Source organism: Brenneria sp. hezel4-2-4, assembly GCF_013155275.1.
GTDB lineage: Bacteria > Pseudomonadota > Gammaproteobacteria > Enterobacterales > Enterobacteriaceae > Brenneria.
The window spans coordinates 277,746-299,289 of the sequence record NZ_JABJXS010000003.1; the positions used below are offsets into that span (position 1 = coordinate 277,746).

19 protein-coding genes are annotated in these 21,544 nt (G+C 52.3%); 10 read left to right on the forward strand and 9 right to left on the reverse strand.

Annotated elements, in window-relative coordinates; translation table 11 throughout:
• Positions 1-149: 149 nt before the first annotated feature.
• A complete protein-coding gene (locus HOY33_RS08015) occupies positions 150-641 on the forward strand; it encodes a YajQ family cyclic di-GMP-binding protein (RefSeq protein WP_172289691.1) in 492 nt (163 codons plus the stop codon).
• 32 nt (positions 642-673) lie between these two features.
• On the opposite strand, the gene HOY33_RS08020 is transcribed toward HOY33_RS08015, so the two are convergent.
• From HOY33_RS08020 to HOY33_RS08055, 8 genes are all read right to left on the reverse strand, one after another.
• Complete coding sequence (locus HOY33_RS08020) at positions 674-2,038, reverse strand: MFS transporter (protein WP_172289692.1); 1,365 nt, start codon at positions 2,036-2,038, stop codon at positions 674-676.
• 305 nt (positions 2,039-2,343) lie between these two features.
• Positions 2,344-3,234 carry a heme o synthase gene (cyoE, locus tag HOY33_RS08025; protein WP_172289693.1) on the reverse strand — a complete coding sequence of 297 codons (891 nt, stop codon included), beginning with the start codon at positions 3,232-3,234 and terminating at the stop codon, positions 2,344-2,346.
• 14 nt (positions 3,235-3,248) lie between these two features.
• Positions 3,249-3,581 (reverse strand): cytochrome o ubiquinol oxidase subunit IV, encoded by a 333-nt coding sequence (locus HOY33_RS08030; RefSeq protein WP_172289694.1) that lies wholly within the window; start codon positions 3,579-3,581, stop codon positions 3,249-3,251.
• Positions 3,581-4,195: a cytochrome o ubiquinol oxidase subunit III gene (locus HOY33_RS08035; RefSeq protein ID WP_172289695.1), complete on the reverse strand. Its 615-nt coding sequence runs from the start codon at positions 4,193-4,195 to the stop codon at positions 3,581-3,583. Before HOY33_RS08035 ends, HOY33_RS08030 begins: the two co-directional genes overlap by 1 nt.
• The gene (gene cyoB, locus HOY33_RS08040; protein WP_172289696.1) at positions 4,185-6,176 is read right to left on the reverse strand and encodes a cytochrome o ubiquinol oxidase subunit I; all 1,992 of its coding nucleotides are present in this window, start codon (positions 6,174-6,176) and stop codon (positions 4,185-4,187) included. The genes HOY33_RS08035 and cyoB overlap by 11 nt, the downstream gene beginning before the upstream one ends.
• A gap of 4 nt (positions 6,177-6,180) precedes the next feature.
• A complete protein-coding gene (cyoA, locus tag HOY33_RS08045; protein WP_172289697.1) occupies positions 6,181-7,143 on the reverse strand; it encodes a cytochrome o ubiquinol oxidase subunit II in 963 nt (320 codons plus the stop codon).
• Positions 7,144-7,560: 417 nt separating this feature from the next.
• Entirely contained in the window at positions 7,561-9,045 is a 1,485-nt protein-coding gene (gene ampG / locus HOY33_RS08050) for a muropeptide MFS transporter AmpG (protein WP_172289698.1), read from the reverse strand.
• A 62-nt stretch (positions 9,046-9,107) separates the two neighbouring features.
• Positions 9,108-9,686, reverse strand: coding sequence for a lipoprotein (locus HOY33_RS08055; RefSeq protein ID WP_172289699.1), 579 nt, complete (start codon positions 9,684-9,686; stop codon positions 9,108-9,110).
• Between the two features lie 288 nt (positions 9,687-9,974).
• Here HOY33_RS08055 and bolA point away from each other — a divergent pair, with 288 nt between their 5' ends.
• The 9 genes from bolA (at position 9,975) to HOY33_RS08100 (ending at position 20,644) form a co-directional block, all read left to right on the forward strand.
• Complete coding sequence (gene bolA, locus HOY33_RS08060) at positions 9,975-10,289, forward strand: transcriptional regulator BolA (protein ID WP_172289700.1); 315 nt, start codon at positions 9,975-9,977, stop codon at positions 10,287-10,289.
• Between the two features lie 300 nt (positions 10,290-10,589).
• Positions 10,590-11,900 carry a trigger factor gene (gene tig / locus HOY33_RS08065; protein ID WP_172289701.1) on the forward strand — a complete coding sequence of 437 codons (1,311 nt, stop codon included), beginning with the start codon at positions 10,590-10,592 and terminating at the stop codon, positions 11,898-11,900.
• Between the two features lie 398 nt (positions 11,901-12,298).
• On the forward strand, positions 12,299-12,922 hold the full coding sequence (gene clpP, locus HOY33_RS08070) for an ATP-dependent Clp endopeptidase proteolytic subunit ClpP (RefSeq protein WP_172289702.1): 624 nt from the start codon (positions 12,299-12,301) through the stop codon (positions 12,920-12,922).
• A 149-nt stretch (positions 12,923-13,071) separates the two neighbouring features.
• The gene (gene clpX, locus HOY33_RS08075; RefSeq protein ID WP_172289703.1) at positions 13,072-14,346 is read left to right on the forward strand and encodes an ATP-dependent protease ATP-binding subunit ClpX; all 1,275 of its coding nucleotides are present in this window, start codon (positions 13,072-13,074) and stop codon (positions 14,344-14,346) included.
• A 191-nt stretch (positions 14,347-14,537) separates the two neighbouring features.
• On the forward strand, positions 14,538-16,910 hold the full coding sequence (gene lon, locus HOY33_RS08080; protein ID WP_172289704.1) for an endopeptidase La: 2,373 nt from the start codon (positions 14,538-14,540) through the stop codon (positions 16,908-16,910).
• Positions 16,911-17,108: 198 nt separating this feature from the next.
• Positions 17,109-17,381 carry a nucleoid-associated protein HU-beta gene (gene hupB / locus HOY33_RS08085; RefSeq protein WP_113864766.1) on the forward strand — a complete coding sequence of 91 codons (273 nt, stop codon included), beginning with the start codon at positions 17,109-17,111 and terminating at the stop codon, positions 17,379-17,381.
• Positions 17,382-17,751: 370 nt separating this feature from the next.
• Positions 17,752-19,632: a peptidylprolyl isomerase gene (gene ppiD, locus HOY33_RS08090; protein WP_172289705.1), complete on the forward strand. Its 1,881-nt coding sequence runs from the start codon at positions 17,752-17,754 to the stop codon at positions 19,630-19,632.
• Positions 19,633-19,770: 138 nt separating this feature from the next.
• Positions 19,771-20,133, forward strand: coding sequence for a helix-hairpin-helix domain-containing protein (locus HOY33_RS08095; protein WP_172289706.1), 363 nt, complete (start codon positions 19,771-19,773; stop codon positions 20,131-20,133).
• Positions 20,134-20,242: 109 nt separating this feature from the next.
• Entirely contained in the window at positions 20,243-20,644 is a 402-nt protein-coding gene (locus HOY33_RS08100; RefSeq protein ID WP_172289707.1) for a thioesterase family protein, read from the forward strand.
• A gap of 194 nt (positions 20,645-20,838) precedes the next feature.
• Here HOY33_RS08100 and queC read toward each other — a convergent pair whose 3' ends face one another.
• On the reverse strand, positions 20,839-21,540 hold the full coding sequence (gene queC / locus HOY33_RS08105) for a 7-cyano-7-deazaguanine synthase QueC (RefSeq protein WP_172289708.1): 702 nt from the start codon (positions 21,538-21,540) through the stop codon (positions 20,839-20,841).
• Between the last annotated feature and the right edge of the window lie 4 nt (positions 21,541-21,544).

Consider the following 21,544-nt stretch of genomic DNA (forward strand, 5'->3'; position numbering starts at 1 on the left):
ATTGTTATCGGCAGTTTGCATATCAGGCTAATGAGTCTGCGTCGAAGAGTAAAGTCTGACGATGATAAGCTCGCTATCGGCTCGTATTTTATTTATGACAAAGGAGCGGTTATGATGCTCGCCAGCCAAACTTGTCAGGAGAACAAATTATGCCGTCTTTCGATATTGTTTCGGAAATTGATATGCAGGAAGTCCGTAATGCGGTGGAAAACGCGACGCGGGAACTGAGCACCCGTTGGGACTTCCGCAATGTTCCGGCCAGCTTTGAACTGAATGAAAAATCACAAAGCATCAAAGCGGCCAGCGAGTCGGATTTTCAGGTACAGCAATTGATCGATATCCTACGAGAAAAATTGCTGAAGCGCGGTATTGAAGGCGGTTCGCTGGAGATCCCCGAAGAGATAGAACACAGCGGTAAAACCTACAGCGTCGAGGCCAAACTGAAGCAGGGGATTGAAAGTACGCTGGCGAAAAAAATCGTTAAGCTGATTAAAGACAGCAAACTGAAAGTACAGGCGCAGATTCAGGGCGAGCAGGTGCGGGTGACGGGGAAATCGCGCGACGATTTACAAGGCGCCATGGCGTTGGTGCGCGGCGCCGACCTGGGGCAACCGTTCCAGTTCACGAACTTCCGTGATTAATCGGTAACAGGTCAGCGCGGCCGGTCTGTTTTTCACGGCTGGCTGACCAACTGCTCTAACTGCTGTCTGCTGATTTTCTGGTTATCGATTTTGACGTAGGCGCTGAACTCATCGGGTACGATAATCACTTCCGCGACGCCGGGCTGAGTGCGCATTTTTTGCTCCAGATCGCCGTTGCGTAAGGCGAAATCGGAGAGCGTAATTCTCAGGCTGCTGAGGTAGGGCGGTTCTTGCATGGTCAGGCTGACCATCAGCCAGATAACCGCAATCGCCGCGCCAGCGATGAAAACAAACGCCGCGCCGTACAATTCGAATACCCCTCCGCCAAGACTGCCGCCAATCGCGACCCCGAGGAACTGCGTCGTAGAGTAGACGCCCATCGCCGTGCCCTTGTATCCGGCCGGCGCTTCTTTGCTGATCAGCGAAGGCAACAGGGCTTCCATCACGTTGAATGCCAGAAAGAAAAGCTGTACGCCGAGGATAAGGTATCCGAGTTGATTTCCTGCCGACCACAGCACCAGCTCGGCGGCGATAAGCACCACGACACAGCCGACGAACACCTGCTTCATCCGTCGTTTCAATTCGGCATAAATAATAAAGGGCACTACGCCGGCGAATGAAATCAGCATGGTCGCCAGATAGACTTTCCAGTGGTCCTGCGGCGCCAGCCCGGCTTGTTCCAGCACCCTTGGCAATGCAACGAAGCTCGACATAAGCAGAATGTGTAAGCACATGATGCCCACGTTCAGCTTCAGTAACCGGCTATTGCCCAAGACCTTATGAAAACTGCCGCGCACCATCGCCGATTCGCGGTTCAGTATATGGGCCGGGGCGGCGGGGATCAGGGTAAGGGTAATCACAATGCCGATCAGCGTCAGCAGGGTAATGCCCCAGAAAAGCGCCTGTAATCCAAACGCATGGGTGACGATGGGGCCTAAAACCATGGCGATGGCGAAGGTAACGCCGAAACTGACGCCGATAAACGCCATGGCTTTGGTGCGGTTCTGCTCGCGGGTGAGATCGGAAAGCAAGGCCATGACGGCGGCGGAGATAGCGCCCGATCCTTGCAAGGCGCGGCCAAGAATGATGCCCCAGATTGAATCGCTGAGGGCGGCAATCACGCTTCCCAGCGCAAAAATCAGCAATCCGCCGACGATTAACGGTTTTCGGCCAACGCGATCTGACAACAGTCCGAATGGGATTTGAAAAATGGCCTGCATCAGGCCATAGATGCCGATAGCAATACCGATAAGGGCTTCGCTGGCGCCTTGCAACGCCATACCGTAGGTGGTCAGAACGGGCAGCACCATAAACATGCCGAGCATACGCAGAGAAAATACCGTGCCTAAGCACCATGTCGCACGGAGCTCGCCTGGGGTCATTTTGTTATCGTTCATTGATACCTCGGGAAAACAGTCGGCGCTATTCTAGTTGGTTATCCATCATTGCGTAAACGACAGGTTTGTTACGTTATTTGGCGGGCGGAGTCGAAGAGGGCGGTATAAAAAAACAACAGGCGGATAAATCCGCCTGAGGTTACTGACAAAGTCGTCTGTAAGCCTGAGATACCCGGGCCTACCGTACCGAGGGGCGCTTCGGCGGCTTACGCCGCTACGGCCCCTCGCCACGCTCTCCCTAATAACAGGCTTTGTCAATGATCTGAGGCGGATAAATCCGCCTGAGTTTTCGAATGCGGCTTTTGTCAGCGCAGGTAGGTCAGCAACACGTCCTGCGTCGGAGCGATGGAGTCGACGGACATCATCACGCTCAGCGAGGTAATGGCGACAATGGAAAACACAAACAGTTTTTTGGCCCATACCCGGTCGTCATTGGCGTTTTTATAGCCCGACAGCGCCATGCCCAACCACCATACGCTGACGGCGGCGGCCACCACCAGATATTTGTAACCGGCATAACCGCCTAAAGAGAGCATCAGGGTCGCAACCATAAACGCCAGAATATACAGCGTGATATGGTTTTTCGCCACGGAAATGCCTTTCACTACCGGCAACACCGGGATATTGGCCGCCTGATAATCCTTGAGTCGGAAAATGGCGATGGCGTAGGAGTGGGGCATCTGCCACAGGCTGAAAATCAGCAGCAGAATCAGGGCGCCGGCGTCAAACTGGTTACTGACGGCGCAATAGCCGATAACCGGCGGCGCGGCGCCTGACAGGCTGCCAATCAACGTGCCGTAAACAGAATGGCGTTTCATGTACAGGCTATAGACGCCGACATAAACCACGAAGCCCATCACGGCCAGCCACATGGCTAACGGATTGGCGGCGATATACAGCAACGCAAAGCCCGCAATACCCAGCACCGCCGCATAAACCAGCGTGACTTTCAGTGAAATCAGTCCCTTTACCAGAACCCGATTCTTGGTTCTCTCCATTTTTTTGTCGATATCGCGATCGATGACGTTGTTGAACACGCAACCGGACGCAACAACCAGCGATACCCCAACGAGGGTGGCGAGAAACAGGACATAATCAATGCTGCCCTGGGCAGCAAGGAGAAATCCGCCGATAACAGAAATTAGATTACCGAAAATAATTCCTGGTTTAGTGACTTGCAGGTATTGCTTAATCATCTTTTACGGCTCTGTTACTGGATCATCATGTTGTGGTGCGCGCTCATCATAATCCAGATGGAGCCGACAACGACAATTGCGATAATCAGGACGGTAAACACAAGGGCCACCACATTCCAACGCTCTTCAGAGGACGAATTCAGATGCAGAAAGTACACCAGGTGCACCAGAATCTGAATCACCGCACATCCCAGGACCGTCAGAAGAATGACGTTATGTGAAGCGGAGCCGGCCATGACCAGGCCGAAAGGAATCACTGTCAGAATAACCGACAGCACAAAACCTATCAGGTAGGATTTGACGCTGCCGTGGCTGGCGCCTGCATGATCGGTGGTAGAATGACTCATTACATCGCCCCCATCAGATAAACAACGGTGAAGACACAAATCCATACCACGTCAAGGAAGTGCCAGAACAGGCTCAGGCACATCAGACGCGTTTTATTCGTCGCGGTCAAACCACGGCTGGAAACCTGAACCATCATGATGATGATCCAGATCAGGCCGGCGGTAACGTGGATACCGTGCGTCCCCACCAGCGCAAAAAACGCCGACAGAAACGCGCTGCGATCCGGGCCAAAGCCTTCGGCGATCAGGTGATGGAATTCATAGATTTCCATCGCGATAAACGCCAGACCAAACAGGAAGGTCATCGCCAACCAGGCGTTAACCTGCGACTTGTTGCCCTTGTTCATGGCGATCATCGCCATGCCGTAGGTGATACTGCTGAACAACAGGACGAAGGTTTCGACCAGCACGAAAGGCAGTTCGAAAATGTCCTGCCCTGTCGGACCGCCGGCGGTACCGTTAACCAGCACTGCATAGGTTGCGAACAAAGACGCAAACAAAATACAGTCGCTCATCAGGTAGATCCAAAAGCCGAATACTTTGGTGGCTCCTGCATCGTGGTGCCCATGCTCGGCATGGGCTGCGCTATGGTTGGTCAGAGTTTCAGTTGACATGTTTCAGACCTGCTTTGCTGATTTGATCAAAATTCTGATTCTCAATTTGCTCGATTTCCTTAACCGGGACGTAGTAGTCAACATCCTGGTTAAAGCTATGCACGATCCAGGTCACGATCATTCCGGCAAAGCCGATAATCGCCATCCACCAGATATGCCAGATCATGGCAAAACCGAACACCAGGCTGAAGGCGGAAATAATGACGCCCGCGCCGGTGTTTTTCGGCATATGGATCTCTTCATAGCCGGCCGGTTTCCGGTAGGCTTCGCCTTTCTCTTTCGCATCCCAGAACGCATCGCGTTCATGAACGTGCGGCACGGTGGCGAAATTATAGAACGGCGCCGGAGAAGAGGTTGACCATTCCAGCGTGCGGCCGTCCCAGGGGTCGCCCGTCAAATCGCGGTTCTGGTGGCGATCGCGAATACTGACGTAGAATTGCATCACTTGGCACAGTACGCCGATACCGATCAGCACCGCCCCTACCGAAGCAACCACCAGCCATGCATGGAACTCAGGATTAATCTGCTGACTCAAACGGCGGGTCATGCCCATGAAGCCCAGCACATACAGCGGCATAAAGGCGACGAAGAAGCCGATGATCCAGAACCAGAAAGCGCGTTTACCCCAGGTTTCGTTCAGGGTGAAGCCGAATGCTTTCGGGAACCAGTAAGTAATACCGGCAAAGCACCCGAATACCACACCGCCGATGATCACGTTATGGAAGTGAGCAATCAGGAACAGGCTGTTATGCAGGACGAAGTTGGCTCCCGGTACGGCCAGCAGAACCCCCGTCATCCCGCCGATGGAGAAGGTGATAATGAAGCCGATGGTCCATAGCATGGCGGAGTGGGACTGAATGCGGCCCTGATACATGGTGAACAGCCAGTTGAAGATTTTAACCCCGGTCGGGATTGAAATAATCATGGTGGCGATACCAAAGAAGGCGTTGACGTTCGCCCCGGACCCCATGGTGAAAAAGTGGTGCAGCCAAACGATAAACGACAATACGGTAATCGCGATGGTCGCCCATACCAGCGAGGTGTAGCCGAACAGGCGTTTTTTACAGAATGTGGCCACGATTTCGGAATAGATGCCGAATACCGGCAGCACCAGAATGTACACCTCGGGATGGCCCCAGGCCCAAATCAGGTTGATGTACATCATCATGTTGCCGCCCATATCATTGGTAAAGAAATGGGTGCCGAGGTAACGGTCAAGCGTCAGCAACGCGATAGTCACCGTCAAGATCGGGAATGCGGCAATAATCAGGACGTTGGTGCATAGGGCCGTCCAGGTAAAGACCGGCATTTTCATCAGCGTCATGCCCGGCGCGCGCATTTTCATGATGGTGGCGAAGAAATTGACCCCGGTCAGCGTGGTGCCCAGACCGGATATCTGTAAACTCCATATCCAGTAATCGACCCCGACGCCGGGACTGTACTCCTTGCCGGAAAGCGGCGGATAAGCCACCCAGCCGGTTTGGGCAAACTCGCCGATTCCCAGCGATATGTTGATCAGAATGACGCCGACCACAAATAACCAGAAACTCAGCGAGTTCAGGAAAGGAAAGGCCACGTCGCGGGCGCCAATTTGCAGAGGAACCGCCAGGTTCATCAAACCGACGACGAACGGGGTCGCCACGAAGAAGATCATGATCACGCCGTGAGCGGTGAAGATCTGATCGTAGTGGTGCGCGTTGAGGAAGCCGGCTTCACCGGCGGAGGACAGCGCCTGTTGACCGCGCATCATAATGGCGTCGGCAAAACCGCGAACCATCATCACCAACGCGACGATGACATACATGATGCCGATCTTTTTATGGTCTACAGAGGTAAACCATTCTGTCCATAACCATTTCCACTTGCCGAAATAGGTAAGTGCCGCCAGCAGCGCCAGGCCGCCGACAATGATCGCCGCCACGGTGACCATGATAATAGGTTCATGATACGGAACCGCATCAAGTGTAAGTTTTCCGAACATCGTATTATCCCTCGGCTCCTTGGTGCGAGCCATGCTCGCCCATGTTCATACTCTCATCGTGGCGCATGTTTTCATCGTGCTTCATGCCTTCGCCATGATGCTGCATGTTCATGTTGTTGCCTGTGAATTTGAGAATAATATTCCTGAATAAATCCGGTTGAACACTGGAGAAGTATTCCACGGGATGAAATTCACTTGGCTGGGCCAGTTGGTTGAATTCATCCATGCTGTTGAGTGTCTTGGAAGACGCACGAACGTTGGCAACCCATTGGTCAAACTCCTGCTGGGTAGGCGTGGCGATAGCCGTGAACTTCATTCCCGAGAAGCCTCTTCCGCTGTAACCGCCGGAAATACCATCATATTTACCCGCTTCGTTGGCAATCAGATGCAGCTTGGTTTGCATGCCGGCCATTGCATAGATTTGTCCGCCGAGACGAGGAATGAAAAACGAGTTCATCACTGAGTCAGAGGTGAGTTTGAATGCAACAGGCGTGTCGGCAGGGAAAGCGAGTTCATTGACGCTGGCAATCCCCAGATCCGGGTAAATGAACAGCCATTTCCAGTCAAGGGAAACCACTTCGACATTAATGGGTTTAACGTCGGATTCCAAAGGCTTATAAGGATCAAGCGAATGGGTGGTTTTCCAGGTAATCGCTGCAAGAATAACGATAATGATAATGGGCACTGTCCAGACAACAGCTTCGATCTTGTTGGAGTGGGACCAATCGGGAGTATATTTCGCCTTCTCATTGGAAGCTCTGAACTTCCAGGCAAAGGCAATGGCCATAATGATGACGGGAACGACAACGATCAACATCAGCCCGATGGCGGTCAGTATTAACGATCGTTGTTCTAACCCGACTTGTCCTTTGGGGTTCATCAATGCCATATCGCAGCCGCTGAGCAGTGCTGTGGCTGCAAATAAAGACAACATCCCAAAAATTTTATTGTATTTCCTGAGTCTCATCTAGCGACCTCAATTACAAGGGCTCTATTGTCATTTCACGCGAGCGGGCATTTTACGGGAAGGTTACTGTACTGTAAACATGATTAGGGTTATGTCAGCCAGTTGTTGCTGCTTTTTGCACGAATTGTCACAAAGACAGCAGTAAATAAAAAATGGTATTTAAAAACAGGTAATTAACGTTTTACCCAGGCAAAAGTATGGATTGATAATAAAAAATTACAACCCATAGCGACTTTTATTTTCAAGAGAGTAGATATTTTGGGTATGGCAAGCATTTTCGTCAAAAAAACAAAATAGGTTTACGAAAAAGGTTGCCGTATGAAATAAATTTTTCCCCTTACCCGATTATTTACAAAAAAATAATTTAATAAGGGGATAAAACCACAGAATAAGGCGCTTTTATCCCTTTGACGCCGCTCAGCCGTAACGTTTCGACGGCGCCCGCAGTGAAAGATAGTCCAGCAGGCTGCCGAGTAGAATGCCCAGCAGCGCCAGTCCGCCGCCCGCCATCAACACGTAATCGGCCAGCCATGGCAGGGCAGTCCACCCCATGGCATTGGTTATCAGCAGCACTAACCACAAGCCCAACAGACTCGAACCGATAGCCAGCGTACGCAATGCCGCGCTGTAATAACCGGGAAACGAGTGACGCAACAGGAAAGCGTCGGTTTTTTGCGTGTATTCCAATGTTCTTCGGCACACCATTAAAAGAAACAGACCTGGCAAGGCCGCGACGATCGAAAACAGATAAAACCATGCCCAGCCGTGGGCCTCGACAAACCAGCCGGCAATCGGGCCGACATACACCCGTCCCACGGCGGAAAGGGCCGACAGCAAGGCAAACTGCGTCGCGGAAAAAGATTTGTGGCACAGCGTCATTAATAGCGCGACAAACGCCGCGGTTCCCATTCCGCCGCACAGGTTTTCCAGAAAAACGGCGCTGGCCATGCTGAACAGGTTTTTATCGGTGATCGCCAGCAACCAGTAGCCGGCATTGGATACCGCCTGCAAAATACCAAACAGCATCAATGCCCTGAACAACGTCAGCCGTTGCATCAGCAATCCGCCGTAAACCGCGCCGACAATCGTGGCAAACAGGCCCAGCGTTTTGTTTACCAGACCGACATCCCCGGCGTTAAAACCGACGCCGCGGATCAGGAACGTGGTCGTCAGGCTCATGGCGAAGGCATCGCCTAATTTGTACAACACGATCAACAGTAAGATCAGCCAGGCATTGTTGCGGCCGAAAAAGTCACGCAGCGGCGCAACGATGGCCTGTTCCATCGTCCGCGGAGCGGGCTGGCTGTTATCCGGTTCGGGGGCCAGCAGGGTGGCAAGCACGCCGATGAGCATTAATCCCGCCATCAGCCAGTAAGTCGCCTGCCAGCCCAATAGCCTGTCCGCTATCCACAACGCCAGTCCGCCGGAGACCAGCATCGCCAGTCGATACCCCAATACTGAAACGGCGGCGCCGGTTCCGCGCTCCGCCGGCGGCAGCAGGTCGGTTTTATAGGCATCAAACACGATATCCTGTGACGCCGAGCAAAACGCAACCAGTACCGCCAGCGCGGCCAGCCACCAGAGATCGCGAGCGGGATTCATAAAGCCCATGCAGACAATCGCCACGATCAGCAACAGTTGGCTCAGCAGCAGCCATCCCCGTCTGCGCCCGAGAAAAGGCGGGGTGTAGCGATCCATCAAGGGCGACCACAGAAATTTGAAGACGTACGCCTGACCGACCAGAGAGAAAAATCCGATGGTTTTCAGATCGACATTTTCTACCGTCATCCAGGCTTGCAAGGTGCCGGAGGTAAGCGCCAGCGGTAGGCCGGAAGCAAACCCGAGCAGCAGCAGGAAAAGCGAATTACGCTGACTAAACAGATTGATGATACGACTAAGCATGGGAAGTCCTTTCCCTTGCTCCGCAGGGGAAGTTGCAGAGCAAAGGAAGCGGATTGAAGTAATTAACGGGCGTTCTCTTTAATAAATGTGCTGACGCTGGTGTCTTGCGCCATATCGTTAATGACATCGCTTAACACGGTATTAACGGCATTGGTGATGTTCTGATTGTTAGCGGTAAAAGCGCCCTGGACGCTATAGGTCGCCCGGTAGTTTTTAACCTGCTTGTTGCCGTTGTTCGCCTGGGAAATAATCGAAATATCCGCTTTGGTGGTGATGTTGTAACGCAGATTGCCTTCGGATACATCGGCATAAAGATGATTCACCACGATCTGCAACGCGACCGGGCCGCCGGTGCCGATCATATAGCCGCGAGCGGCCATTTGTTTTTCCAGCGCCTCCTGCAACAGGAAACGCAGGTCGCGTGACGGAGTCAGGGTCAGCAATTGCCCGTCGCGGTTAACTTTAGCCAGCGCCTGATCGGCACGCTGGTCCGCGCCGTTAATACTGATCGTAATGCCCATCAGCGTCGGATCCTGTGAGGGAAGGCTGATGCTGGGCGTAATATTGAGGGTATTGCTTCTGTTTGCGCAACCCGCAAGTATCAGTACGGCCAGAAGAGGGAAAAATAATTTTTTTAACATTGGTATTTTCTCAGTAATGATTAGGGTGGTGAGCTGATAAAAATTCCCGATATCATATCATTGCCGCCGACAGGGGAAAGAGCGGAGAGTAGGTAATTTCTCCTGAAATTTATCTTTTCTCTCCCTTACCTCTGGCAAAATCGTTTTTATCACATCGAGACCGCTGAATAAATGTCGGCCGGTTGCTATTTTTCCCTTAATAGTTATGTTACAGAGCCATAGCGCTGTGCAAAGCAGCTAAAATGGATGTGGGACAGCGAACTTTTTTAAAGCCGAAGGGGTAGCCGTATGATACGTGAAGTCATAGAAGAAAAATTGCGTGTGGAATTCGAGCCGCTCCACCTGGAGGTGATCGATGAAAGCTATCGTCATAACGTGCCCGCGGGATCTGAAAGCCATTTCAAGGTGGTGATAGTCAGCGAACGTTTTTCCGGGGAACGGGTGTTGGGCCGCCATCGGGCTATCTATGCGTTATTGGCCGCGGAATTGGCCACTACGGTGCACGCGCTGGCGCTGCATACCTATACGCGAAAAGAATGGGAGAGTTTGCAGAATAGCGTTCCTTCATCACCCCCCTGCGGCGGCGCCGGCATCATGTCATAATTCTTGATATAACCCGTTTGCGAACGGGTTATTCATCAAAGTGTGAATGTCCTGTTGTAATAGTCTGCCCGCCGTCCTCGACTCATCCTATCTATACCGCTATAATGCCGCGTCTATTTTTCCGGAATGTATTCGGGACGCTTCTGACTACAGGGAATCGGGTCTGGTAACGACATGGTGGCCGTCCCGGTTCCGTAAGGCCTTTTCGACGTGCCGGTTGGCGCTTGTTCGAAACGGGTTTTGCTGTTGTGAGAATAGTTTTGGGGTTGACCGAGCACTGTGATTTTTTGAGGTAACAAGATGCAAGTTTCTGTTGAAACCACTCAAGGCCTTGGGCGCCGTGTAACGATTACCGTTGCTGCTGACAGCATTGAGAGTGCAGTTAAGAGCGAACTGGTCAACGTGGCCAAAAAAGTACGTATTGACGGCTTTCGCAAAGGCAAAGTGCCGATGAACGTTGTCGCTCAGCGTTATGGTGCATCCGTGCGTCAGGACGTGCTGGGCGATTTGATGCAGCGTAATTTCGTTGACGCCATCATCAAAGAAAAGATTAACCCAGTTGGTGCGCCGAACTATGTTCCGGGTGAGTATCAGGTGGGCGGCGACTTCACATACTCTGTGGAGTTCGAAGTTTATCCGGAAGTCGAATTGAAAGATCTGGAAGCCATCGAAGTTGAAAAACCGGTGGTTGAAGTCACTGACGCCGACGTGGATACCATGCTGGAAACGCTGCGTAAGCAACAGGCGACCTGGAAAGAAACCGATCGCGCGGCGGCGGCTGAAGATCGCGTTACTCTCGACTTCAGCGGTTCTATCGATGGCGAAGAGTTTGAAGGCGGCAAAGCCTCCGATTTCGTACTGGCTATGGGCCAGAACCGTATGATCCCCGGTTTTGAAGACGGCGTTGTGGGTCACAAAGCCGGCGAAGAGTTCACCATTGATGTGAATTTCCCTGAAGACTACCACGCTGAAAACCTGAAAGGTAAGGCGGCTAAATTCGCTATCGTTCTGAAGAAAGTGGAAGAGCGCGAGTTGCCTGAACTGACTGAAGAATTCATTAAGCGTTTCGGCGTGGAAGATGGCTCTCAGGAAGGTCTGCGCGCCGAAGTTCGCAAGAATATGGAACGTGAGTTGAAAGGCGCGGTGCGTAACCGTGTGAAAACCCAGGTTCTCGACGGTCTGGTCAAGGCGAATGAAATCGACGTGCCTGCCGCGCTGATCGACGGTGAAATTGACGTTCTGCGCCGTCAGGCCGCGCAACGTTTTGGCGGCAATGAAAAACAGGCGCTGGAACTGCCGCGCGAACTGTTCGAAGAACAAGCCAAGCGTCGCGTTATTGTCGGCCTGTTGCTGGGCGAAGTCATCAGCAGCAATGAACTGAAAGCCGACGACGCGCGCGTCAACGCACTGATCGAAGAGATGGCTTCCGCCTATGAAGATCCGCAGGAAGTTATCGAGTTCTACAGCAAAAACAAAGAACTGATGAACAACATGCGTAACGTTGCATTGGAAGAACAAGCGGTTGAAACACTGCTTGCCAAAGCAAAAGTGGTTGAGAAATCCGTCAGCTTTAATGAACTGATGAATCAGACTGCGCCTGCTACCGCATAAGCATCATTCCGCTGCTGCGTCAGGGGAGATGTTTCCCTGTCAATAAAAGCCCGTAGCCTTATGGCGCGGGTTTTTTCTATTTGAATGATAGCCGTATCCTCTGTTTGTTGTTAAACGGCGAACCTTAAATTGCACTATTATGTAACAGAGGGGAAAGCTAACCAGCCGGGGGGCGAGGCTGATTACGCTTTAATATAAAACAATGGATAGTGTAAGCTTGAAAAACGCTATGAATGCCCCACATAAGTGAAGAGAAAAGTCCGGTATCATTAGGGACGTCCGCTAACCGTGTTGTCCCACGGATACGCGCGCCGAATGCATGAGCATGGTCATCATCGTTTATCTCAAGTAGAATCGGGCGATAATGGTGCAGGACGTATTTTATCTAGGAGACGTGAATGTCATACAGTGGCGAACAAGAAACACAAGCACCCCACATGGCCCTGGTGCCGATGGTGGTTGAGCAAACCTCTCGTGGGGAGCGTTCTTACGATATCTATTCCCGTCTGCTGAAAGAACGGATAATCTTCCTGACCGGTCAGGTCGAAGACTATATGGCGAACCTGATTGTGGCGCAGATGTTGTTTCTGGAAGCTGAAAACCCGGAAAAGGACATTTTCCTGTACATCAACTCTCCCGGGGGCGTCATTACTGCCGGCATGTCCATTTACGATACCATGCAGTTTATCAAGCCGGATGTCAGTACGATTTGTATGGGGCAGGCATGTTCCATGGGATCGTTCCTGCTGGCGGCGGGCGCGAAAGGCAAACGTATCTGCCTGCCCAACTCACGGGTAATGATTCATCAGCCGCTGGGCGGATTCCAGGGGCAGGCGACGGATATTGAAATCCATGCCAAAGAAATATTGAAAGTAAAAGCCAGAATGAATGAATTGATGGCTAAACATACGGGCCAGTCTCTTGACGTGATAGAAAGAGACACGGAACGTGACCGTTTCCTCTCTGCCAATGAGGCAGTAGACTACGGCTTGGTGGATTCTGTATTTACTCACCGTGAGTGATAATCTGCTATGTTGATAGTTTAATCAGTGTTCGACCGATGGTCTGTTTGCGATGTTTTTGGCGCGTATCGGCTATGAATATCGGCGTTCGCTGTAGCGATATCGCTGTGATTGGCCTGCGGGCAAAAGACTAAGAAGAGGTTTTACTCATGACAGATAAGCGCAAAGACGGTTCAGGAAAGTTGCTGTACTGTTCTTTTTGCGGCAAAAGCCAGCATGAAGTACGCAAGCTGATTGCCGGGCCGTCAGTGTATATCTGCGATGAATGTGTTGACTTGTGTAACGACATTATTCGCGAAGAAATTAAAGAAGTGGCGCCGCATCGTGAACGCAGCGCACTGCCGACGCCACACGAAATTCGTCACCATCTTGATGATTATGTTATCGGTCAGGAACAGGCTAAGAAAGTGCTGGCTGTTGCGGTGTACAACCACTACAAGCGGTTACGCAACGGCGACAGCAGTAACGGCATCGAACTGGGCAAAAGCAATATTTTGCTGATTGGTCCGACCGGTAGCGGTAAAACCTTGCTGGCCGAAACGCTGGCGCGTTTCCTTGATGTACCGTTCACCATGGCGGATGCGACAACCTTGACCGAAGCGGGCTATGTCGGTGAAGACGTTGAAAACATCATCCAGAAATTGTTGCAGAAATGCGACTATGACGTGCAGAAAGCGCAGCGCGGTATCGTCTATATCGATGAAATCGACAAGATTTCACGTAAGTCCGATAACCCGTCGATTACCCGCGACGTGTCCGGCGAAGGGGTTCAGCAGGCGTTGCTGAAGCTGATTGAAGGCACTATCGCCGCCGTTCCGCCGCAGGGCGGGCGCAAGCATCCGCAGCAAGAGTTTTTGCAGGTCGATACCTCCAAGATCCTCTTCATCTGCGGCGGCGCTTTTGCCGGGCTGGATAAGGTTATCGAGCAGCGTACCGACACCGGGCGCGGTATCGGTTTCGGCGCGACGGTAAAAGGCACGGCTGAAAAGGCGACGGAAGGCGAACTGTTGGGTCAGGTCGAACCCGGCGATTTAATCAAGTTTGGTTTGATCCCTGAATTTATCGGTCGTCTGCCGGTGGTCGCCACGCTGAAAGAGTTGAGCGAAGACGCGCTGATCCAGATCCTGCGCGAACCGAAAAACGCCCTGACGAAACAGTATCAGGCGTTGTTTAACCTGGAAGGCGTTGAACTGGAGTTCCGTGATGACGCTCTGACGGCTATCGCCAAGAAAGCGATGGCGCGTAAAACGGGCGCTCGCGGTCTGCGCTCCATCGTTGAGGCCGCATTGCTGGAGACCATGTACGATCTTCCGTCGCTGGAAAGCGTCGATAAAGTGGTGATTGACGAGTCCGTCATCGCCGGCCAGTCCGAGCCTTTGCTGATTTATGGCAAACACGAAGCGCAGCAGGCATCCGGCGAATAATTAGCCGATTACACCGTTCTGCAAGACAAAAATGGGGGATTTTATCCCCCATTCGCTTTTACACGCGTTCTGGTCGTTGAATGTGAGATATTTATCCCCATATACTCGAATACCTATTTGGTGAAACCCGTGAAGATCGCGTTTCACGAGATTCCCTTAACCTGGCGGAAACGAAACTAAGAGAGAGCTCTATGAACCCTGAGCGTTCCGAACGCATAGAAATCCCCGTATTGCCGCTGCGCGATGTGGTGGTTTATCCGCACATGGTGATTCCGTTGTTTGTTGGTCGTGAGAAGTCAATTCGGTGCCTTGAAGCTGCAATGGATCATGATAAAAAGATCATGTTGGTGGCGCAGAAAGAGGCCTCAACGGATGAGCCAAGTATTAACGATCTTTTCTCGGTAGGGACGGTAGCCTCAATTCTTCAAATGCTGAAACTGCCGGACGGCACGGTGAAAGTGCTGGTTGAAGGGTTGCAGCGCGCGCGGATCACGACACTTTCCGACAGCGGCGAGCATTTCGCCGCGCAGGCCGAATATCTGGACTCCCCGGCGATTGATGAGCGCGAGCAGGAAGTATTAATGCGCACGGCGATCAATCAGTTTGAGGGATATATCAAGCTGAATAAAAAGATCCCGCCGGAAGTCCTGACCTCGCTGAACAGCATTGACGATGCCGCGCGTCTGGCCGATACCATCGCGGCGCATATGCCGTTGAAACTGGCGGATAAGCAGTCGGTGCTCGAAATGTCCGACATCACCGAGCGTTTAGAGTACCTGATGGCGATGATGGAATCCGAGATTGACCTGTTGCAGGTTGAGAAGCGGATCCGCAGCCGGGTTAAAAAACAGATGGAGAAGAGCCAGCGCGAGTACTATCTGAATGAGCAAATGAAGGCGATTCAGAAAGAACTTGGCGAAATGGACGATGCGCCGGATGAACATGAAGCGCTGAAGCGCAAGATCGACGCGGCGAAAATGCCGAAGGAAGCGCGGGAAAAAACCGAAGCGGAATTGCAAAAGCTGAAGATGATGTCGCCGATGTCCGCCGAGGCGACCGTGGTGCGCAGCTACATCGACTGGATGGTGCAGGTTCCCTGGAATGCCCGCAGCAAAGTGAAGAAAGACTTGCTCAAGGCGCAGGAAATGCTGGATACCGACCATTATGGTCTTGAGCGGGTAAAAGAACGCATTCTGGAATACCTGGCGGTGCAGAGCCGCGTCAGCAAAATCAGAGGGCCGATTCTGTGTCTGGTCGGGCCGCCGGGGGTAGGTAAAACCTCGCTGGGGCAGTCCATCGCCAAGGCGACCGGGCGTCAGTATGTGCGTATGGCGCTGGGCGGCGTGCGCGATGAAGCGGAAATCCGCGGCCACCGGCGCACCTACATCGGTTCCATGCCGGGCAAACTGATTCAGAAGATGGCGAAAGTCGGGGTGAAAAACCCGCTGTTCCTGTTGGACGAGATCGACAAAATGTCTTCCGACATGCGCGGCGATCCCGCGTCCGCCTTGCTGGAAGTCCTCGATCCGGAACAGAACGTGGCGTTTAACGATCACTATCTGGAAGTGGATTACGATCTGTCGGACGTGATGTTTGTCGCCACGTCCAACTCAATGAACATTCCGGCGCCGCTGCTTGACCGTATGGAAGTGATCCGTCTTTCCGGTTATACCGAAGACGAGAAATTAAACATCGCCAAACAGCATCTTTTGCCGAAGCAGATAGAGCGCAATGCGCTGAAGAAAAACGAGCTGTCCGTGGAAGATAGCGCGATTGTCGGCATTATCCGCTATTACACCCGTGAAGCCGGCGTGCGTAATCTGGAGCGTGAAATCTCCAAGCTGTGCCGGAAAGCGGTAAAAATGCTGCTGATGGATAAAACAGTTAAACATATCCAGATAACGGGCGATAATCTTAAGGATTTCCTTGGCGTACAGCGTTTCGACTATGGCCGGGCGGACGAAGAAAACCGCGTTGGTCAGGTAACCGGTCTGGCGTGGACGGAGGTCGGCGGCGATTTGCTGACCATTGAAACCGCCTGTGTTCCCGGTAAAGGCAAGCTGACTTATACCGGGTCATTGGGCGAGGTCATGCAGGAGTCGATTCAGGCCGCGCTTACCGTGGTGCGCGCCAGAGCGGAAAAACTGGGCATCAATGCGGATTTCTATGAGAAGCGCGATATCCATGTTCACGTTCCTGAAGGCGCGACGCCAAAAGACGGGCCGAGCGCGGGGATTGCGATGTGCACCGCGCTGGTGTCGTGTTTGACGGGGAATCCGGTGCGGGCAGATGTGGCGATGACGGGTGAAATTACCTTGCGTGGTCTGGTGCTGCCGATCGGCGGCCTGAAAGAGAAACTGCTGGCCGCTCACCGTGGCGGCATCAAAACGGTATTGATACCGGATGATAACAAGCGCGATCTTGAAGACATCCCGCAAAATGTCATTGCCGATCTGGATATCCATCCGGTGAAACGCATCGAGGAAGTATTAGCGCTGGCGTTGCTGAATGCGCCTTATGGCATGCAGGTGGTTAGCTCCAACTCCACCGCCAAGGCAAAATAGTGACCTATCGCAAAAACCCTTGATAAAATCAGGGCTGGTAAGTTAAATCGTGCTTGCCAGCCTTTTTTTGTACCGCTAAGTTAGAGCACTGTTGGTTTTAGCTGTAACTTGCTAAGGTCTGACAGGATTGATATAAAGTTACGTGTCGTGTTTTAGGAAATTTCAGCGCGACAGTTGAATTCCAGAGGGGATGAGAGAGTGAACAAGTCACAATTGATCGACAAAATTGCCGCAGATGCTGACATTTCCAAAGCGGCGGCAGGGCGTGTGTTAGATGCAATTATTGGTTCCGTTACCGAGTCTCTGAAAGATGGGGATGATGTTGCTTTGGTTGGTTTCGGTACTTTCTCAGTGCGTGAACGCGCTGCTCGTACCGGCCGCAATCCGCAAACGGGTAAAGAGATCAGTATCCCGGCAGCAAAAGTTCCCGGCTTCCGTGCGGGTAAAACATTGAAAGACGCCGTTAACTGATTATTACGTCACAGGTTTGGCGGATAACACGCTGTGTTGCCAAACATTATCTGACGCAAAGATATTGGTAAGGTAAGATATGAGGCGCATCATTTTATGATGTGCCTTTTTTTATGACGGGCCGCCGCAAGCGACGTTGAAAATCGCTTTGCGATTTTTTATGACGGGCGGAGATACCTGTCACCCTGCGGGCTGTCGCTAAAGATGTTGAAAAACATGCCTGATGTTTTTTTACTGGCAATTCAGGTTACTATTGTCAGACAGAGCTTAAACGCCCCAGGCCTTGTTTGCAGTCCATAGTAATACAAGGACGCACGGTTCAGGCCGGCGCAGGGCGTGTTATCCATACTACAGCGGAGTGTTGTCACACATGATGGACAATTTACGCGCGGCCGCTAATAACGTCGTGCTCAAAATTATTCTTGCCTTGATTATTGCGTCATTCGTTTTAACCGGCGTTGGCGATTATCTTATCGGTGGTTCCGGAGACTATGCGGCGAAGGTTAATGGGCAGGAGATTACCCGGGCTCAGCTTGAACAGGCGGTACAAAACGAACGTAGCCGCCAGCAGGAAGCGCTGGGTGAGAATTTTTCTATTTTGGCGAGTAATGACGGTTATATGCAGCAACTGCGCAGGCAGTCTCTTGCACAGTTGATTGATGAAGTACTGCTGGATCAGTACGCTGATAAGTTAGGGTTGAATATCAGCGATGATCAAATCAAACAGGCGATCTTCGCCGTCCCTGCGTTTCAAACCAATAACCGCTTTGATAATGAAAAATACCTGGCTCAGGTTCGTCGTCTGGGCATGACGCCCGATATGTACGCCGAGCTGTTGCGTAAGCAGTTGACCTCACAGCAACTTATTCGCGGATTTGGCAATACGGCGTTCATTCTGCCGCAGGAAATCGACAATCTGGTTAAGCAGGCCGCTCAGGATCGGGTTATTCGTCTGGCGACCATCGACGTTGAGGCCAACGCCAAGACGCAAAACGTTTCCGATGATGAAGTCCAGAGCTATTACGATCAGAACCAGGCGCGTTTCCTGGCGCCGGAAGCCTTCAAGGTGAGCTATATCACGCTGGATGCGGCGAGCATCATGGATAAAATCACGGTCGATAATGCCGCAATCGCCGATTTTTATGAAAAAAATCAAAGTGACTACGCCCAGCCTGAGCGCAGGAAATTCAGCGTTATTCAGGTGAAAACCGAAGCCGATGCGCAGTCTGTGCTGGATAGCCTTGAGCAAGGCGCCGATTTCGCCGCGCTGGCGAAAGAAAAGTCTACCGATGTGATCTCGCGCCGCAATGGCGGAGATTTGGGATGGATGGATGAAAACTCCACCATTGATGAGCTCAAGCAAGCCAATCTGACGGAAAAGGGGCAGGTTTCTGCGGCGATAAAATCCTCCGTTGGGTATTTGATCGTCCGTCTTGATGATATTCAACCTCGGCAGGTCAAACCGTTGAGTGAAGTCCGTGACGACATCGCCGCCAAAGTGAAGCATGAAAAGGCGCTCGATGAGTATTATGCATTGCAGCAAAAAGTCAGCGAAGCCGCCAGCAACGACAACGAGTCTTTGGCCTCCGCCGAAGAAGCCGCAGGCGTGAAAGCCACGCAAACCGACTGGTTTACCCGCGAGCAAGTGCCTGCGGCATTGAATTTCCAACCGGTCACCCAGGCGATTTTCGATGGCGGACTGGCGGGCGAGAATGGTGGGCCGGGCAGTAACTCCGATGTGATTAATGTCGATGGCGATCGCGCGTTTGTGATCCGGATTACTGAGCATAAAGCGGAAAGCACGCGTCCGTTGGATCAGGTGCGCGAACAGGTCATACAGACGGTTAAGCGTCAGAAGGCGGAACAGCAGGCGCGGGTTGAAGCTGAAAAAATGCTGGCTGAGCTGAAACAAGGTAAGGATGACGCGCTTAAAGCCGCCAATCTGAGCTTTAGCGAGCCAAAAACCCTCTCTTCCATCTCCCAGGGGGATGCAATGGCGGAGTCTATTTTTGCTCTGCCGCTGCCGGTCAACGATCGGCCTTCTTATGGTATTTCTCAGGATCAGGCCGGCAATGTGGTATTGGTGGCGCTGGACAGCGTTACGCCGCATCAACTGACCGACCAACAGAAAGAGCAGTTTGCCAATCAAATACAGCAAAGTTCGGTGGGGTCGCTATTTGATGCCTTGCTGACCAGTTTGCGCAGCGAAGCCAAAATTAAAATGGGTGCGGCGGCGCAGGAACAGCAATAAGCTCCGCATAAATTTGCAAATCGTTGCAACAGGAAAAGGCCGCTTTCGCGGCCTTTTCCATATTCAGAGAATGCCATTTGCGATGAAATCACGCCTGCGGCAAGGTAGCCATGCTGTCAAACACACGGAGGAAACAGCATGAAAAAGTCAGGAGTAAAAGCGCTTTGCTTGATCGTCGGCATGAGTCTGTCTGGGTTACCTTTAATCGCTCAGGCCGCGCCGAGCACCGAAAGTACCGGAAACGCAGCGAAGTCTGCGCCCAGCGTTCAACAATCGGAAAAAACGTTATTGCCCGCCACTGATGAGGACGAGGTAAGCATTAATATGGGAACGGCGGAAGATCTGGCCGCGGTGATGAACGGCGTCGGCCTTAAAAAAGCGGAGGCAATCGTCAATTATCGCGAACAGAACGGCCCTTTCACGCAGCTAGAACAATTGCAGGAAGTCCCCGGGATTGGCGCCGCCTTGGTTGAGCGCAATCTGTCACGCTTAAAATTGTGATGATTTTCGCAACCGCGTGGCGAAGTGGCCGCCGGTTGCGAACCGCTCTGCTAGGCTGGATAACAGTGATACGGGTTATCCGGATCTTTTGCCGCAGGAGCAGGGTTTTATGCAGACTTTCATCACCGTTCGTGGTTACCACATTGATGTTTACCAACATGTGAATAACGCCCGTTATCTGGAGTTTTTAGAAGAGGCGCGTTGGCAGTGGCTGGAAAAGTCAGCGGTTTTCGGCTGGATGAAAAGCAAGCATGTTGCTTTTGTCGTGGTGAATATCAATATCAACTATCGCAAACCCGCGGTATTGGGGGATGAATTGCGTATTGACAGCGCATTGCTGGAGCTTGGCGCCAGAAGCGGCGTGATGAGTCAGTCTGTTACCCGCCTGTCCGATAACACTATTGTTGCGGACGCAACGCTGACATTTGTCTGCATCGATCTTGTCGGGCAAAAAACGTTACCGCTGGAGGGCGAGTTATTGGCGTACTTGAACGCCATTCGTCGGGCTTGAGATGCGGTGGCTTCCTTGTCTTTGGCCTGCGGCGGTTTGTTTAAAGTGTTATCGCGCATCAGGGAAATCATCAAGCGCAGGCAAGCTCGGCTGGTATTTGGGCCTGCCTGACATTTGTTACGCGCGCTATTTTAGGCCGTTTTTTTGTGGCGTGCCATTCTTGGCCGCCACCCTTGCGGGTTGCCGTGGCGACGTCAAAAACTACTCCCGGAAGTTTTTTGTTTCAGCGCCGTCATCACGCCAACGGGATCGCGCCGATACTGTTCCAGTCCTTTGGCGCGTAAATGGCAGGCGGCGCAATGGCCGCAGCCATCGCCTTTAATGCCGTTATAGCAGGTCAACGTGTGGTGACGGACGGTGTCCAACTGTTGGTAATAGTCCGCCAGCGCCCAGGTTTCCGCTTTATTGAGCCACATCAGCGGCGTGACGAAACGGATATCGCGGGCAATACCCAAGGTGACCGCCTGATTCAATGCCTTGACGAATTCATCGCGGCAGTCGGGGTAGCCGGAGAAGTCGGTTTCACACACGCCGGTGATTACGGCTTGCGCGCCGACCTGATAGGCATAGATGGAGGCCAGCGTCAGAAAAAGGATGTTTCGGCCCGGGACAAACGTGCTGGGAAGCCCCTGCGTATCGGCGTCATAGTCAGGGACGGGGATGTTTTCGCGCGTCAGGCTGCTGGCGGCCAGTTCATTCAGTAGTCCGACGTCCAGCACCTTGTGTGCCGTAGCGCCGAGTTGCTGCGCGAGTTCTCTGGCTATCTCGATTTCCGCCCGGTGACGTTGGCCGTAATCGAACGTTATACAGTGGACGTCATCATAGTGTTTCAGAGCCTGAATCAGGCAGGTTGTGGAGTCTTGTCCACCGCTAAAAACGACAACAGCGCGCTTCATTTTT

Bases quoted from the DNA above. Each gene is read 5' to 3' on its own strand.
- HOY33_RS08015 (WP_172289691.1), top strand. From the start codon at position 150: ATGCCGTCTTTCGATATTGTTTCGGAAATTGATATGCAGGAAGTCCGT.
- HOY33_RS08020 (WP_172289692.1), bottom strand. From the start codon at position 2,038: ATGAACGATAACAAAATGACCCCAGGCGAGCTCCGTGCGACATGGTGC.
- cyoE (WP_172289693.1), bottom strand. From the start codon at position 3,234: ATGATTAAGCAATACCTGCAAGTCACTAAACCAGGAATTATTTTCGGT.
- HOY33_RS08030 (WP_172289694.1), bottom strand. From the start codon at position 3,581: ATGAGTCATTCTACCACCGATCATGCAGGCGCCAGCCACGGCAGCGTC.
- HOY33_RS08035 (WP_172289695.1), bottom strand. From the start codon at position 4,195: ATGTCAACTGAAACTCTGACCAACCATAGCGCAGCCCATGCCGAGCAT.
- cyoB (WP_172289696.1), bottom strand. From the start codon at position 6,176: ATGTTCGGAAAACTTACACTTGATGCGGTTCCGTATCATGAACCTATT.
- cyoA (WP_172289697.1), bottom strand. From the start codon at position 7,143: ATGAGACTCAGGAAATACAATAAAATTTTTGGGATGTTGTCTTTATTT.
- ampG (WP_172289698.1), bottom strand. From the start codon at position 9,045: ATGCTTAGTCGTATCATCAATCTGTTTAGTCAGCGTAATTCGCTTTTC.
- HOY33_RS08055 (WP_172289699.1), bottom strand. From the start codon at position 9,686: ATGTTAAAAAAATTATTTTTCCCTCTTCTGGCCGTACTGATACTTGCG.
- bolA (WP_172289700.1), top strand. From the start codon at position 9,975: ATGATACGTGAAGTCATAGAAGAAAAATTGCGTGTGGAATTCGAGCCG.
- tig (WP_172289701.1), top strand. From the start codon at position 10,590: ATGCAAGTTTCTGTTGAAACCACTCAAGGCCTTGGGCGCCGTGTAACG.
- clpP (WP_172289702.1), top strand. From the start codon at position 12,299: ATGTCATACAGTGGCGAACAAGAAACACAAGCACCCCACATGGCCCTG.
- clpX (WP_172289703.1), top strand. From the start codon at position 13,072: ATGACAGATAAGCGCAAAGACGGTTCAGGAAAGTTGCTGTACTGTTCT.
- lon (WP_172289704.1), top strand. From the start codon at position 14,538: ATGAACCCTGAGCGTTCCGAACGCATAGAAATCCCCGTATTGCCGCTG.
- ppiD (WP_172289705.1), top strand. From the start codon at position 17,752: ATGATGGACAATTTACGCGCGGCCGCTAATAACGTCGTGCTCAAAATT.
- HOY33_RS08095 (WP_172289706.1), top strand. From the start codon at position 19,771: ATGAAAAAGTCAGGAGTAAAAGCGCTTTGCTTGATCGTCGGCATGAGT.
- HOY33_RS08100 (WP_172289707.1), top strand. From the start codon at position 20,243: ATGCAGACTTTCATCACCGTTCGTGGTTACCACATTGATGTTTACCAA.
- queC (WP_172289708.1), bottom strand. From the start codon at position 21,540: ATGAAGCGCGCTGTTGTCGTTTTTAGCGGTGGACAAGACTCCACAACC.